This is a genomic window from Streptomyces sp. NPDC054834 (assembly GCF_053611185.1).
The window spans coordinates 18,845-34,552 of sequence record NZ_JBSGZV010000014.1; the positions used below are offsets into that span (position 1 = coordinate 18,845).

The 15,708-nt window shown below is 73.6% G+C and carries 8 protein-coding genes; all 8 read left to right on the plus strand.

Annotated features, from left to right (window positions below; all coding sequences use genetic code 11):
- Window positions 1-69: 69 nt before the first annotated feature.
- From ACWGJM_RS20095 to ACWGJM_RS20130, 8 genes are read left to right on the plus strand one after another with little or no spacing between them, the layout of a single operon-like run.
- Window positions 70-1,626 carry a class I adenylate-forming enzyme family protein gene (locus tag ACWGJM_RS20095; RefSeq protein ID WP_453413029.1) on the plus strand — a complete coding sequence of 519 codons (1,557 nt, stop codon included), beginning with the start codon at window positions 70-72 and terminating at the stop codon, window positions 1,624-1,626.
- Entirely contained in the window at window positions 1,623-2,870 is a 1,248-nt protein-coding gene (locus ACWGJM_RS20100) for a type III PLP-dependent enzyme (protein WP_453413030.1), read from the plus strand. The genes ACWGJM_RS20095 and ACWGJM_RS20100 overlap by 4 nt, the downstream gene beginning before the upstream one ends.
- Complete coding sequence (locus ACWGJM_RS20105; protein WP_453413031.1) at window positions 2,867-3,121, plus strand: acyl carrier protein; 255 nt, start codon at window positions 2,867-2,869, stop codon at window positions 3,119-3,121. Before ACWGJM_RS20100 ends, ACWGJM_RS20105 begins: the two co-directional genes overlap by 4 nt.
- On the plus strand, window positions 3,118-4,317 hold the full coding sequence (locus tag ACWGJM_RS20110) for an acyl-CoA dehydrogenase family protein (RefSeq protein ID WP_453413032.1): 1,200 nt from the start codon (window positions 3,118-3,120) through the stop codon (window positions 4,315-4,317). Before ACWGJM_RS20105 ends, ACWGJM_RS20110 begins: the two co-directional genes overlap by 4 nt.
- Window positions 4,310-5,401 carry a hypothetical protein gene (locus ACWGJM_RS20115; protein WP_453413033.1) on the plus strand — a complete coding sequence of 364 codons (1,092 nt, stop codon included), beginning with the start codon at window positions 4,310-4,312 and terminating at the stop codon, window positions 5,399-5,401. Before ACWGJM_RS20110 ends, ACWGJM_RS20115 begins: the two co-directional genes overlap by 8 nt.
- Before the next feature lie 4 nt (window positions 5,402-5,405).
- Complete coding sequence (locus ACWGJM_RS20120; protein WP_453413034.1) at window positions 5,406-6,695, plus strand: ATP-grasp domain-containing protein; 1,290 nt, start codon at window positions 5,406-5,408, stop codon at window positions 6,693-6,695.
- A 58-nt stretch (window positions 6,696-6,753) separates the two neighbouring features.
- The gene (locus ACWGJM_RS20125; protein ID WP_453413035.1) at window positions 6,754-9,894 is read left to right on the plus strand and encodes an amino acid adenylation domain-containing protein; all 3,141 of its coding nucleotides are present in this window, start codon (window positions 6,754-6,756) and stop codon (window positions 9,892-9,894) included.
- Window positions 9,895-9,935: 41 nt separating this feature from the next.
- On the plus strand, window positions 9,936-15,707 hold the full coding sequence (locus tag ACWGJM_RS20130) for an amino acid adenylation domain-containing protein (RefSeq protein WP_453413036.1): 5,772 nt from the start codon (window positions 9,936-9,938) through the stop codon (window positions 15,705-15,707).
- Window position 15,708 lies beyond the last annotated feature (1 nt).

The following is a 15,708-nucleotide window of genomic DNA, read 5'->3' on the forward strand; positions in this document are numbered from 1 at the left end:
CGATTCCGCAAGTTCCATCAATGCGTTCCGGGGGATTCCGTCACGAGCGACGCAAGGCGGTCCGTTTCCATGGCTGACCGCTTGTCGGAATCATCTGCGGAACGGTTGGAATTCAGTGCGGGCGAGGAGAATTCGCTGCGTCTGCTGAGTGATCTCGCGACCCGTGCCGCCACCCGCTGGCCGGACCGCACCGCCGTGGTCTCCGCGCACCGCACCGTCACGTTCGCCGAGCTGCGGGACGCCGCGGACGCCGCCGCCGGCGAACTACGGCGGGCCGGGATCGCACGCGGCGAGCGGGTGGTCGTCGCGGTCGAGGACCCGGCGAGCGTCCTCGCGCTGCTGCTCGCGACGGCCGCCACCGGAGCCGTGCACGTCCTGGCGGAACCGGAACTGCCCGGCTACGCCGCGACGCATCTCCTCACCGATGCCGCACCCTCCTGCGTGATCGCCGACGAGTCCTCCTCGCTCGCCGCCGCGGCACGCGCCGAGAAGCTGCCGGTGCGGCAGCTGCGGCCCTTCTCCCTTCCCGGCGGCCCGCCACATCCGCGGGTCCCCCCGGCCGCCCCGATCCCGTCCGACCCCGTGAGCATCCTGTACACGTCGGGGTCCACGGGCCGGCCCAAAGGTGTGGTCAGCACGCACGCCAACGTGCTGTTCTGCGTCCGGGCCATCGCCCGCCGGCTGCGCCTCACGCCCGACGACGTGATCGGCTGTGTGCTTCCGCTGACCTTCGACTACGGCCTCTACCAGCTCTATCTCGGCCTGTATTCGGGTGCCGCGGTCGCTCTCGGCCACGGTGTGGACGCCGGACCGGGCCTCGCGCGTTTCCTGCTGCGCCACGAGGTGACCGTGCTGCCCTCGGTGCCCGGACTCACCTGGTCCTTGTGCAGGCTGGCCGAGCGGCAGTCCCGGCGGCCGCCCCTGCGCATGCTCACCAACACGGGTGCGGCCCTGTCGCCCCAGCTGGCGGCCAGGGTGGGGGCGGCGTTCCCCGGGATCGACGTCGTCGCGATGTACGGGCTCACCGAGTGCAAGCGGGTCTCCATCCTGCTGCCCGAGGAATGGCAGGAGCGGCCCACGTCGGTGGGCCGCCCGCTCGACGACACCGAGGTCCTCGTCCTGTGCCCGCGCACCCAGCGGGTCCTGCCACCGGGCGAGGAGGGCGAACTGGTGGCGCGCGGGCCTCATCTGACCCGTGGTTACTGGCGCGATCCGGAGCTCACCGCGCAGCGGTTCCGGCGGGTCGGACCGGCCCAGGAGACCATGCTCTTCACCGGCGACCGCGGCCGCGTCGACGCCGACGGCTACGTGTACGTGAGCGGGCGCGACGACGACGTGTACAAGGAGAACGGTTTCCGGGTCAGCGCGGCCGAGATCGCCCTGGCGGCGGAGGACGTGCCGGGCGTGGAGAAGGCGCACTGTCTTCCCGGGCGCGAGGACCGTCCCGCGCGGCTCGCCGTGGTGAGCAGCCGCCCCATCGAGGAGATCCGGCGTGAACTGACCGAACGCATCGAGTGGTTCAAGGTCCCCGACGACATCCGGACGCTGGCCGCCCTCCCGCTCAAGCGCAACGGCAAGACCGACACCGCGGCCCTGGAGGCCCTGCTGACCGGGGGCACGGCATGACGGATCCCGGGCCGCTCGCCGAACTCGCGGAACGCTACGGCACGCCCCTGTACGTGTACGAGCTGTCCGAACTGCGTGCGGCACACGCCGCGTTGCGTCAGGCGCTGCCCGAAGAGGCCGGGCTCTACTACTCGCTCAAGGCCAACCCGCACCCCGAGCTGGTACGGGAGCTCACCGCCGCGGGCTGCCGGGCCGAGGTCTGCTCGGAGTCGGAGCTCGACGCGGCGCGGGCGGCCGGCCTGCCCGGTGGCGCCGTGCTGTGCACCGGCCCCGGGAAGACCACGGCCGAGCTGCGGCACGCCCTGGAGCACGGCGTGCGCCGCTTCTCGGTCGAGTCCCCGGTCGACCTGGCCCGCCTGGGCGCGGCCGCCCGCGCCGCGGGCACCCGGGCCGAGGCCCTGTTACGGCTCAACCCGGAAACGTATCCGGCGGGCGCGGGCCTGGCCATGGGCGGGGCCCCCACGCAGTTCGGCAGCGATGTCTCCTGGGTCCGGAGCTCTCCCGGCGCGTTCCGTGCCGAGGGCGTGGACCTGGTGGGGTACCACGTCTACACGGGCAGCAACGTCCAGGAACCCGACCAGCTGGCGCACTGGTTCGCCGCTGCGGCCGACGCCGTGGTCCGGGCGCAGGAATCCCTCCGCATCGACCTGCGCATGGTGGACCTGGGCGGCGGATTCGGCCACCCGTACCTCACGCCCGGCGCCCGTCCCGGCTTCGGCGCGCTCCGGCCGGCGCTGCGGGAACTGGTCAAGGACCGGCTCGACCCGCTCGCGGAGCGGCCCCTGGAGCTCGCCTTCGAGTCCGGCCGTTATCTGGTCGGCGCCGCGGGACGGTTCGTCGTCCGCGTCCAGGACGTGAAGGTCAGCAAGGGCCGCCGCATCGTGGTCGCCGACGGCGGCATCAACGCGCTCGGCGGCATGGCCGGGCTGCGGCGCATCCCGCCGATGGCGGCGGCCGCGGTGACACTCGCCACGGGGTCCGCCGAACCCGTCGACGAAGCCGTCCTGACCGGCCCCCTGTGCACCACCCTCGACGTCCTCAACGCCCGCCTCCCGCTGCCGGACGTGCGTCCCGGCGATCTGCTGAGCATCCCGAACTGCGGGGCGTACGGGATGACCGCGAGCCTGCTCGCCTTCCTCGGCCGCCGCCCGCCGGCCGAGGTCTTCCTCGACGCCGGCCGCGTCCGCGCCGCCACCGCTCTGCGGCTGAGCCACCACGACATCCACCTCAGGAGGCAACCATGAGCGCCGCCCGACAGGCTTTCCGTGACGTCCTGCTGGCCTATCTCACGTGCGAGGCGGAGAGCCTCGACCCCGAGATCCGGCTGCGCACCCTCGGCCTCAACTCGATGCGGGCCGTGGACCTGGTGCTCGATCTGGAGGACCGGTTCGGCTTCGCGTTTCCCGACGACCGTTTCACCGACGAGAACTTCGCCACCGAGGCGAGCCTGTGGTCGGCCGTCGAGCCGCTGCTCGGCGCGGGTGCCCGGTTGTGACGCCCGCTGACCTGGACGCGGTGGAGAAGGAACTCGCCGACCTCGCACGCGAGGTCGACGCCGACGGCGACCCGGAAGGCCGGGTGGTGTCGCTGCTGCGCACGCACCGGCTGCTGGGCCACCAAGTGCCGGAAGAGCTGGGCGGGTGGGGCGGGGACCTGACCGAACTGGTGGCGCTCGCCCACCGGATCGGCGGCGTCTGCCCGGGGGCCGGTGTGCTCTGGGTCATGCACTGCCAGCAGGTCGCCATCCTGCGCGACCACGCCCCGGAGCCGCTGCGCGGCCGGGTCCTGCGGGAGGTCGCCGAGCGGCAGCTGCTGCTGGGGTCGGTGACCACCGAGCCCCGCAAGGGCGGTCATGTGCTCACCGCGCACGCCGCCGCCCGCGCGGACGGTGACACCGTCGCCTTCCGGCGTGCCGCCCCGGTGGTCAGCGGCGGTGCGCACGCCGACGCATTCCTGCTGTCCCTGCGCCGCGCCCCCGACGCCGCCCCGGACGACGTGCTGCTCGTCTACGCCGACCGGAGCCAGTGCGGCGCCACCGTGCTGGGGCCGCTGGACCTGCTGGGGATGCGGGCCGCCGGGAACGTGGCGATGGAGTTCGAGGGCCGGGTGCCGGCCGGTCAGCTCATCGACCCCGCGGGAGGGTTCACCCGCGTCACGATGCGCACCCTGGCCCCGATCGGCCATCTCGGCTGGGCCGCCTGCTGGATCGGTGCCGCCCGCCGGGCGCTGCGCCAGGTGGTCGAGCTGCTGCGGGCCGGAACGCTCACGCGCACCGACTCCGCCTACCACGCGCTGGCCCGGGCACGTGCCCGGATCGACAGTGCCGAGGCGCTCGTCCTCGCCGCGCTCGGCGAGCACCGCCGGCTGACCGCGGGACCGGACCGGGACGGCGCCCGCCTCGACTCGCCCGCCTTCCAGATCCTGGTCAACAACGTCAAGATGACCGTCTCGCAGGAGACGTACGCCGCCGTCGACGCCCTCCTCGGGCTGGCCGGCCTGGCGTGGGGCTACCGGCGCGACGGCGGCACCGACCTGGAGCTGCTCTTCCGGGACCTGCGGGCGGCCCCGCTGATGTACGGCAACGACCGGCTCGCGGGCGCGAGCGGCCGCCTCGCGGTGATGGACCGCACCGCGCGGTCCTTCCCCGGCACCGGCCTGGACTCGCTGCCCCGCGGAGGCGGCGATGACTAGAGCAGCCGGCACGCGCACGGCGGTCCGTGGTGACCTGCTGTCCTGCTACACGGCCGCGGTCGCCGTGCTGATGGAGACCCGCGGCCTCTCCCACCGGGCGGTGCTCGGCGGGCAGTTGTTCCTCGCGGTGCGCCGCGAGGGCACCCGGTGCGAGGTCGTGCACCAGCACACGCCGCTCACCGGCGACGGCGACACGTTCACGCTGCCGCTGGTGCGGCGGGGCGCGGCGGACGCGGAGGAGGCGGGCCGCGCCATCGAGGCGGCCGCCCGCCGGGACGGAGCCGTGATCGTGACCGGCTCCACCGACCGGCTGCCGTGGCTGGCCGGGGCCGCACCGGCACCGCACTGGTTCGCCGTCACCTGCCGCGCCGAGCGGCTGGAGATCGACGATGTGTTCACCTGGAGCGACGACCAGGGTGACTTCGGCCCGTACCTGGCTACGGCCGACGCGCGCGATCTCGGCCCCCTCGCCGCCTGTCCCGCGCCGCCGGAACCGGCGCACCGCGCGAGGGAGCGCCTGGCCCTGGGCACCGGCGATCCCGGGCCGGCCGGGCGGGTGGACCTGCCCTACCAGTGGTTGGAGCCGGCCCCGGCGGCCGGACCTCGCGTGGAAAGCCGAGCGGACGTGACGCTGAGCCGGATGCTGCACCGTACCGCCGTGGCACCGGGTCTCGCCGAGTCCGGATGGCTGACCGCCGGGGCCGCGACGGCCGCGCTCGCGGATCTGCTGGAGGAGGCCGGGCGGAGTCCGGAAGTCCTCGCCGTGCAGAGCGACCTGTGGGTGGCGGCGCGCGGGCGTGCACTGTTCCGCGAGGTGCTGCGCGACGAGGCCACCGCTGTGCTGGGCCCCGCGGCGGCCGGGCTCGGGGACTGGGTGGAGGCGCAGGTACTGCCGCGCTGGACGGGAGTGGTCCGTGCGGTCCGCTACAACGCGCTCCGGGTGCGGCTCGGCCGGCCGCCGCAGCGGGGGATGGCGCGGGAGCTGCGCAGGCTGGGCGTCCTCGAGGATGAGTTGCTGGACCGGCTCAGGGGCTGCCTGGCCGCGGCGGCTCCCGACGGGGGCTATTCGACGAGTGGGAGATGACATCGTGTCGACGAAGAAGCGAGTATGCCTGATCGCGGCCAAGGAGCCGCTGCTGCGGCGCGCCGCCGCGCTGGGCCTGGAGGTCCTGTCGGTGCAGACACCGGAGGAGTTCCGCAAACTGCCGGCCGAGCTCACCGACGGGGTGACTACGCTGGCGCTGGACTACCACGACCGGGATCTGCTGGTCGAGTCCGTGCGGGCGCTGCACGCCGCGCGGCCGCTGGACGGTGTGTTCACCGTTTATGAGGAGGCCCTCCTGCCGGCCGCGCACCTGGTCGACGCGCTCGGCCTGCCCGGTTCGTCGTACGAGACCGTGAAGCTGCTGACGGACAAGTGGGCGATGCGCGAGCACCTGCGCGAGGCCGGGGTCGGCACCGTCGCGGCGGCGCTCGGCCGGGGCGAGGAGGATCTGACGGCATTCGGGGCCGAGCACGGCTATCCGTTCATCGCCAAGCCGGTGGCGGGTTCGGCGAGCCTCGGCGTCTTCCGGGTGGATTCCGCGCACGAGGTCCCCTCCGTGGCGGAGCGGTTGCGGGAGGTCGGGCTCGACCTGTTCCTGATGGAGGAGTTCCTCGACGGCCACGAGATCAGCGTGGACGGCATCAGCTTCCACGGGCGCTACGTCATGCTGGCCGTCTGTGACAAGATCACCGGCCCCGGTTTCATCGAACTCGGCCATTCGCTGCCGGCCGCCCTCGATGCCGAACAGAGCCGGTCCGTCTACGAGTTGGTCGCCGGGTTCCTGGACTGTGTCGGTCTGACCGAAGGGCTCTCGCACGTCGAGGTGAAGCTCACCAGCGCCGGACCGAAGATCGTCGAGGGGCACAACCGGCGTGGCGGCGACCGGCTGAACACCATGGCGGACGCCGTGTACGACATCGACCTGGAGGAGCTGGGTCTGGCCTGGGCCGCCGGTGCCGCCGAGGCGCTGCCCGCCGCGCCCGAGGCCCGGTGCGGCACCGCCGTGTGCTTCTTCACCGCCGAACGGGGCGTGGTGCGCGAGGTGCTGGGAGCCGAGGAGGCGCGGGCCCACCCCCAGGTCCTCGAACTGCACGTCAACTTCCCCGTCGGCACCAGCGTTCCCCGACTGCGCTGGTCCCTGGACCGGGCCGGGTACGTCGTGACCCGGGCCGACACGGCTCAGGAGGCCCTCTCACTCGCCCGGGACCTCACGTCGCGGATCCGGCTCGTGGTGGACCACGTGGAACCTGACCTCGCCGCCGACGACGCCCGGCACCGCGATCTGATCGGCGAACTCGACCAGGCGGCCCGCCTGGGATACCGGACGTCCTGAGCCGACTGCCCCGCCCTCCTGCCGGCCCGCACGAGACGACAGCGGAGTGACCATGTACGTGAGCACATCGACCCTGATGGACCTGGTGGACCGGCAGTGCGCCCGGACACCGGACGCGGTGGCCGTCGTCAGCGACGGTGAGACGCTGACGTACGGGCAGCTCGCGCAGCGCTCGGAGGCCCTCGCCGCGCGGTTGCGGGCGCTCGGCGCGGGACCCGACCGGGTGGTCGCCCTGGCCCTCCAGCGATCGGCCGCCCTGGCCGTGGCGGTTGTCGGCGTCATCAAATCGGGTGCCGCCTATCTGCCCCTCGCGCCGGAAGACCCACCGGACCGGCTGCGGCTGCTCGTCGAGGACTCGGCCGCGGTCGCGGTCCTCACGACACCCGAGCCGGCGGCGGGCGCCCCGCCGTGGGGGGTGCCCGTTCTCGACCCGGGCGAGCCGTCGGACGGCGCCACCGGTCCCGGTGGGCCCGAGCCGGTGGCGGCCACGGGCGACGACCTGGCGTACGTCATCTACACCTCGGGCTCCACCGGCCTGCCCAAGGGTGTGCTGACCGAGCACGCGGCCATCGTCAACCGGCTGGCGTGGATGCAGCGGACGCTGCCGATCGGACCGGGCGACACCGTCCTCCAGAAGACGCCGTACACCTTCGACGTGTCGGTGTGGGAGCTGTTCTGGCCGCTGATCACCGGCGCGCGGCTGGTGTTCGCCCGGCCGGGGGGCCATCGCGACCCGCGCTATCTGCTGGACACGATCCACCGGTACCAGGTGACGGTCACGCACTTCGTGCCGAGCATGCTGGAGGAGTTCCTCAAGGAACTGCCCAACCACAGGGCCGCGTCGCTGCGGCGGGTGCTGGTCAGCGGCGAGGAGCTCAAGCCACGGGTGCGGGACCGTTTCTTCGAAGTTCTGTCCACCACCGAACTGCACAACCTCTACGGCCCCACCGAAGCCGCCATCGACGTGACGCACTGGCAGTGCGCCCGGGGCGAGGACCCGGACCGGGTGCCCATCGGACGGGCCATCGACGGAGCCCGGCTGTACGTCCTCGACACGGAACTGCGCCGCGTTCCACAGGGGGAGGTGGGTGAGCTGTGCATCGGCGGGCCGGTCATCGCCCGCGGCTACCTCAACCGGCCCGAGGAGCAGCGGACCCGCTTCGTACCGGATCCGTACGCCACCGAGCCGGGCGCCCGGCTCTACCGCACCGGAGACCTGGCCTCGCAGCGCGCCGACGGTGTCATCGACTACCACGGGCGGATCGACAACCAGGTCAAACTGGGTGGCGTGCGCATCGAGGCGGGCGAGGTGGAGGCCGCCCTGGAGGCGCTCGAGGACGTCGAACAGGCCGTGGTGGACCTGCGCACCTGGCCCACCGGCAGGCCGGTGCTCGTCGGCTGGGTGACCGGACGGTTCGGCGCAGGGGGGCCGGCGGACGTCCGGGAACGGCTGCTGCGGACGCTGCCCGCGGCCTACGTGCCCGGTGTGCTGATTCCGCTGGAGGAGCTTCCCCTGAGCCGGCACGGCAAGGTGGACCGTGCGAAGCTGCCGTGGCCGCCGCCGGGGGAGGAGCCCGACGTGCCGGAGGAGCCGGAAACCTCTTCGTCCACCGGCGATCCGGAGTCGGCCCGCACGGTCGCCCAGGTGCACCGGGTCTGGCGGGAGCTGGTGGGCCGCGACCCGCGGCAGCAGCCCAACTTCCATGTGGCAGGCGGGGATTCGCTGCTCGCCGGCCAGCTGGTGGCCGCCGTGTGCCGGGAACTCGACATCGACCTGACCACGGCGGACTTCCTGGAGACCCCGCACGTCGACGGTCTGGTGCAGATGGTCGACAAGGCGCTCGCGTCCGGCAGGCACGAATCCGCCCGGGTACGGCCTGTGCCCCGGACCGGCCGGCTGCCGCTGTCGTCCGCGCAGCGCCGGATGTGGCTTCTGCACCGGGCCGATCCCCGGGACGTGGCGATGAACATCCACGGCGGGCTGCGGCTGACCGGACCGATCGACCGGGCCGGTGTGACCCGTGTCCTGACGCAACTGACCCTCCGTCACGAGGTACTGCGCACCACCTTCCCCGACTTCGACGGCCGGCCGGTCCCGGTGACCGGGGACGCCCCCCGGATCGAGGTGCCGCTTCAGGAGTGCCGGGGACTGAGCGCACCCGAGCGGGACCGGGCGGCGCTGGCGGCCTGCGCCGAGATCGGCGCCGCGCCGTTCGACCTCGCGGGCGGACCCCTCGTACGCGCCCGGCTGCTGTCGTTCGCCGACGACGACCACTTCCTGGCCCTCGGCCTGCACCACATCGTCACCGACGGCTGGTCCTGGTCGGTGCTCGCGCACGACTTCGTCCGCCTGTGGGCCGAGGGCGGCGACGCACTGCCCGCGCTGCCGGTGCAGTACCAGGACTACGCGGCGTGGGAGGCGGGACTGCCGGAGCGCGAGGAGGACGTGGCGTACTGGGGCGAGGTGCTGCGGGACCCGCCGCCGCCCCCGCGCCCGGCCGGGACTCGCGGCCGACCCCCGGAGCTGAGCGTCGCGGCGGGCGTCACCGAGGTGGTGTGGCCCGACGGGTTCACCGAACGGCTCCGCGCGTTCTGCGCCCGGCACGAGGTCACGGTCTTCACCGTGCTCCTCGCCGGGTACGCGCTGCTGCTGGGCAGGCTCGCCCAGCAGGAGGACGTCATCGTCGCCGCACCCGTGGCGGGCCGGACCAGTGTCGACGTCGAACCCCTCATCGGCTGCTTCATCAACACCCTGCCGCTGCGCCTGGAACTGGACGAGGACCAGACCTTCACGGAGCTGGTGGCCCGGGCCGGTGCCGCCGCGACCGCCGCGCAGGCCCACGGGCGGCTGCCCATCGAGCGGATGCCCCTGGCCGACGCCGACCGCGGCCCCGGCCGGTCCCCGCTGCTCCAGGCGCTCCTCGTCGTGCAGAACACACCGCCGTGGCACGCGCGGCACCTCGGCCACCGGGTCGAGGTCGTCGAGCAGCCGAGCCCGCGCACCCACTATCTGCTGAAGCTCGAAGTCCTCACCCCGGCACCGCCGATGCCGACCCGGCTGGTATACGCGGCGGACGCCCTGGACGCCGACCGGGCCGCGACGATCGCCGCACAGCTGGTCACCCTGCTCGACCAGGCACTGGCCGATCCGCACGGATACGTCTACGACTTCTCACTCCTCGACTCCCTGCGGCGCTGAGTCCGCCCCCTGCCGCAACCCACCCGGAGGAACTTGCCGTCATGACCTCGCACAGCAGCCAGGCGAGCCTGCTCACCGCCCCCGCGCCGGCCCCGCCGACCACGGCGCAGGCAGCGGCCCCCCTTCCGTTCACCGTCCCCGCACCGCTGACCGCACAGGTGGAGCGCCTCGCCGCCGAGGCACCCGACCTTCCCGCGGTGCGCCGGGGCACGCAGGAGTGGACCTACCGTGACCTCGCGGACTCGGCCCGCCGCATCGCCTCCGGACTGGTGGCGGCGGGGGTCGCGCCGGGCGAGACCGTCGCGGTGCACGGCGGGCGCAGTTTCCAGACGGTGGCCGCGCTCCTCGGCGTCATGCGCGCCCGGGCCGTCGTGCTGCTCCTGGACCCGGCCCACGCCGAGGACCGCACCCGGATCCTCCTCGAGGAGGCCGGCGCCCGCATCGTGGTGACCACCGACGGCACGGTGGACGCGCCGGCCCGGGAGGTACTGCGGTACGCGGAGCTGGCGGTCACCGAGCCCGCCGAACTCGCCGAGGTGGACGCGCAGGACCCGGCCTATGTGATCTTCACGTCCGGCACCACGGGACGCCCCAAGGGAGTGCTCGGCTGGCACGGCGCGCTCGCGCACTACGTGGACTGGGAACAGTCCCGCTACGGCTTCGGGCCGCACGACCGGGTCGCGCAGGTCGCCTCGTTCTCCTTCGACGCCGTACTGCGCGACGTGTTCCTCGCACTCGGCTGCGGGGCCACGCTGAGCCTGCCGCCGACGGACCGTCCCTTCGAGGACCCGGAGGGGCTGCTCGAATGGTTCGACGAAGAGGGCGTCACCATCGTCCACACCGTCCCCAGCGTGCTTGCCTCCTGGCTGCACGCCGCCCAGGACGCGGGCCCCTCGCTGCGCAGCATCCGGTTGCTGGGGCTGGCCGGGGAACCGCTCACCGGCGCCCTGGCGCGCCGCTGGCGCGCGCGGTTCCCCGAGTTCACCGGCTTGGTGCTCAACCTCTACGGAACCACCGAGGGCACGATCCTCCAGTCCTGCTACGAGGTGCCCGAGGAGACCGACGACGCGACCCTTCCGGTGGGTACGCCGATCGGTGAGACCCAACTGCTGGTGCTCAACCGCCGCGGCGCGCTGTGCGGCGTGGGCGAGCCCGGTGAAGTCGTCGTCCGCTCGCCGTTCCTGACCCGTGGCTATCTGGAACCGCCCGCCGAATCCGGGTTCGGTGCCAACCCCCTCCGCAGGGATCCGGCCGACCGGGTCTACCGCACCGGCGACGTGGGCCGCTGGGAGGCGGACGGCACCCTGTTCATCGCCGGTCGCCTCGACGACCAGGTCAAACTGCGCGGCGTACGGATACAGCCGTCCGAGGTGGCCGCCGTACTGGCCTCGCACCCGGCGGTACGGCAGGCCGCGGCCGTCGCGCGCACGGCCGAGAGCGGCGGCCCGGAGCTGGTCGGGTACGTGGTGCTCGGTCCGGACGCCCCCGAGGCCTGGCAGCAGGAGCTGCGGGACCTGGTGGCGGCCCGGGTGTCCACCGCCGCCGTGCCCGCTCACCTGGTCCCCCTTGACGCCCTGCCGCTGGCCGGGAACGGCAAGCTGGACCGGACCCGGCTGCCCGCTCCCTCCTCCGTCGCCGAAGGGCCCGCCGGGTCCGAGGAGCCGGTGACGGACCCCTTGGAGCAGAAGGTCGCCGCCGTCTGGGCGCGGATCCTCGGCCTCGTACCCTCGGCCGTACCGCGCCAGAGGCACTTCTTCGAACTGGGCGGCGACTCCCTGACGATGGTGCGCGTGCTCTCCCGGCTGCGCCGGGAGACCGGGGCGGACGTGGGCATGCAGGACTTCTTCCGGCATCCCACGGTCGCCGGGCTCGCCGCGGTGGCCCGTGACAGCGGGGCCGGGGCCGGGAGCGGCGACACGATCACCCGGCGCACCAGGAGCGGGCCGCTGCCGCTCTCCCAGGAGCAGGAGGGCCTGTGGTTCGTCCATCAGGTGACTCCCGACAGCTTCGCCTATCACATGGCCGGCGCCTTCGAGGTGGCACCGGGCACGACGGTGGAGGACGTCGAGCGTGCGCTGACCCGGCTGCTCCAGCGGCACGAGGCGCTGCGTACGGTCTTCCGGCCGGGCGAGAACGGCGATGGCCGGCCGGTGCAGATCGTGCTCGACACGACGGCCCCCGACCTGGCCGTGCTGCCCGCCGCCGAGGACCGCGCCGCCGCGCTGGCCACGCTCGCCACGGCCGGCGCACAGCCCTTCGACCTGGCCCAGGGGCCGCTGCTTCGCGCCCGGTTGGTGGCCGAGCCGCGGGGACTGCTGCTCGGGCTGACCGTGCACCACATCGTGTGCGACGGCTGGTCGTGGGAGGTGATGGCGAGCGAGCTGAACGCGGCCCTGGACGGCCGCGGCCCGGCCGCCCAGCCGCTGCCGCTGAGTTACGGCGACTACGCGGTGTGGCAGCACGAGCAGACGGACGAGACGCAGCTGGAGCGCCATCTGGCCTTCTGGAGCGGCAAGCTGGCCGACGCTCCCCAGCTCGACCTGCCGCTGAGCAGGCCCCGCCCGGCCCGGCTCACCCACCACGGCAAGGTGCAGCGCTTCACGATCGACGTGCCGCTCGCCGCGGAACTCGACCGGTTCTGCCACGAGCACGGCTTCACCCGCTACATGGCGCTGCTGACCGCCTTCGGGCTGCTGCTGTCCCGATCCGCCTACCAGGACGAGGTGGTGGTCGGCGTGGACAGCGCGGGCCGTGACCACTCCGAGCTGGAGCAGACGGTGGGCTTCTTCGTGCGCACCCACGCCGTGCGCATGGGCTTCGCGGACTCACCGGGGTTCCTGGAGGCGGTGCAGCGCGTGCACGACACCTTCCTGGAGGCGTACCCGCACCAGGACGTCCCCTTCTCCCGGATCGTGGAGGCACTGAACCCCGAGCGCGACCCGAGCCGCACCCCGCTGTTCCAGGTGCTGTTCCGCATGCCGCCGAGCGGGGTGCGCACCGAGCCGGCGACCGCGTTGCACCCGGTGGACCTCGAGGGCACCTTCGTGACCTCCAAGTTCGACCTGACCCTGATGGTGCGGGCCGAGGAGGGCGGCCTGGTCTGCGAACTGGAGTACAACACCGACCTGTTCGACGACGAGGTCGCCGAGGCACTCGGCACCCGGTACCGGGACCTGCTCGCCGAGTCCGTGCGCGCCCCCCGTACCCCGGAATCGGCCCTGCTCGTCCAGGCCGGGCGGGGAGACGGCCGAGGTGCCCTCGCCGAGACCGCGACCCCGCCCTCCGCGCACGGTCTGTTCGCCGAGGGCGCCCGGCGTACGCCCCGGTCGGTGGCGGTGCGCGAGGGTGAGCGGGACTGGACGTACGCCGAACTCGCCGACGCCGTCCAGGCGCTGGACGCGGCCCTCCCCGAGCGTGCCGTGGTCGCCGTGCTCGGGGGAAGGAACCTCGCCTCGGTGGCCGCGCTCGTCGCCGCCACGGACCGGGGCCGTGTGGCCGTCCCGGTCGATTCCTCGCTGCCCCCGGTGCGCCGGCGCCAGATGCTGGACCGGGCCGGGGTCCAGCTGGCCGTCGTGGTCGACGAACCGGACGCCGCACTGCCGGTGCCCACCCTGCACCTCGGGCCCGACGCCCGGTTCACGACCGCACCGCCGGACCTGTCGGCGGTCCCCGCGTGCCGGGTGCCCGACGACGCGGCGTACGTCTTCTTCACCTCCGGCACCACGGGCGAACCCAAGCCGGTCCTCGGGATGCGCGGCTCCCTCGACCACTTCGTGGACTGGGAGCGCCGGGAGTTCGCCGTCGGCGCCGACGACCGGGTGGCACAGCTGACCTCGTACTCCTTCGACGCGGTGCTGCGCGACGTGTTCCTGCCGCTGTCCTGCGGCGGCACGGTCGTGCTGCCCGCACCGGCCGTGCGCGACGACGCGCTGCGCCTGTTGCAGTGGCTGGAGAGCGAACGGATCACGGTGCTGCACACCACGCCCAGCGTGCTGGGCTCGCTGCTCGCCGTCGCCGCGGACGCCGACGGGGTCGGGTTGCGCGCGCTGCGCCTGGTCTGCCTTGCCGGTGAGCCGCTGCTCGACGCCACGGTGGCCGGCTTCCGCCGGCTGTTCGCCGACTGCGCGGCCAAGGTCGTGAACTTCTACGGGCCTACCGAGACCACCATGATCAAGAGCTGGTTCGAGGTGCCCACGCACCCCGTGCCCGGGGTGCAGCCGGTGGGCCGGCCGCTGCCCGGCACCCGGATCCGGCTGGTCGGCCGCGACGGACGGCCGTGTGCGCCCGGTGAGCGTGGCGAGATCGTCATCGACACCGCCTTCGGCACCCTCGGCTACCTCGCCCCGTCGCGGGAACCGGGACTGCTCGACGTCCTGCCGGGCATCCACGGCGTCCCCTACCGGACCGGGGACATCGGAGTGGAGCAGCCCGACGGGACGCTCGTCGCGCAGGGACGGCGCGACGGACTGCTCAAGATCCGCGGGGTGCGCGTGCACCCCGCGGAGATAGCGGCGGCGGCCCTGACACATCCGGACGTAGCCGCCTGCCACGTCGAGGCCGTCACCCAGGACGGCAGCACCCAGCTGATCGCCTTCCTCTGCCCGCGCGAGGGCACCGCCATCAGCGCCGAGGCCCTGCGCCTGCACCTGGCCGAACGCCTCGCCGCGCCGGTGGTGCCCGGGCTGCTGTTCACCGTGCCCGCGCTGCCGCTGCTGCCCAACGGCAAGGTGGACCGGCGGGCGTTGCTCGACCGGTCACGGCCCGCCGCCGGGCGCAGGCCGGCCCCGCCGAGCACACCGACCGAACAGGCGCTGGCGCAGATCTGGGGCGCGCTGCTGCGGCAGGACGAACTCGGCATCCACGACGACTTCTTCGAGATCGGCGGGCACTCCCTGCTCGCCACCGTCATGATCACCCGGGTCCGCAAGCAGCTGGGCGCCCAGCTGACACTGCGTCAGGTCCTCGAAATGCCCCGGATCGCCGAACTCGCCCGGGCCATCGACTCCGCCCGCGGCGAGGAGAAGCAGGAGGACGAGGGCCACTTGGTCCGGCTCTCCCACGGCTCGGGCACGCGCCCGCTGTTCTGCGTCCACGGCATCGGCGGGGACGTCCTGCCGTTCCGGGCGCTGGCCGAGGAACTGGGCGACGACGGGCCGGTCCTGGCGTTCCGCGCCCAGGGCACCGACCTCGGCGAGAAGCCGCGCAACGACATCCGCCAGATGGCCGCGGCCTACCTCTTCGAGATGCGCAAGGTCCAGCCCAGCGGGCCCTACCGCATCGCGGGCTGGTCGCTCGGCGGGCTGGTGGCCTACGAGATCGTCCGCCAGCTGTCCTTCGACGGGGAGCGCACCGAACTGCTGCTCCTGGTCGACACGTACGCGCCCGGGACGCGTGCCTACGACGGGTTCGACGGCGATGCCCGGGCCCGCGCCCGCTCCTTCACCGCCGAACTCGCCGGGACGGGATTCCCCGGCGACATCCCTGCCGCGGAGTCCCTGGTCCTGCCCGACGGATCGGCCGGCGGCCCCGACGACGAGCTGCGGCGGCGCTTCCGGATGTATCTGGCACACTCCACGGCCGCCGCCCGCTACCGGCCCAGCGCCCGCCGGCTCCAGGCCGACCGGTTCCTGCTGGTGCGGGCCACCGGGCAGGAGCGCCCGGAGGGCACCTCGGCGGCGCTCGGCTGGGAACGGTTCACCGGTGGCGAGGGACCGCTCGTCCTGCCGGTCGACGCCGACCACTACTCCGCGCTACGGCGGCCCGCGGTCGCCACCTTCGCCGGTCGTCTGCGGGAGGCCGGCACGCAGAGCTGAC

What these genes read in the sequence shown, in the direction of transcription:
- ACWGJM_RS20115 (WP_453413033.1), top strand. Translation starts at nt 4,310, where the DNA reads ATGACTAGAGCAGCCGGCACGCGCACGGCGGTCCGTGGTGACCTGCTG.
- ACWGJM_RS20130 (WP_453413036.1), top strand. Translation starts at nt 9,936, where the DNA reads ATGACCTCGCACAGCAGCCAGGCGAGCCTGCTCACCGCCCCCGCGCCG.
- ACWGJM_RS20095 (WP_453413029.1), top strand. Translation starts at nt 70, where the DNA reads ATGGCTGACCGCTTGTCGGAATCATCTGCGGAACGGTTGGAATTCAGT.
- ACWGJM_RS20100 (WP_453413030.1), top strand. Translation starts at nt 1,623, where the DNA reads ATGACGGATCCCGGGCCGCTCGCCGAACTCGCGGAACGCTACGGCACG.
- ACWGJM_RS20105 (WP_453413031.1), top strand. Translation starts at nt 2,867, where the DNA reads ATGAGCGCCGCCCGACAGGCTTTCCGTGACGTCCTGCTGGCCTATCTC.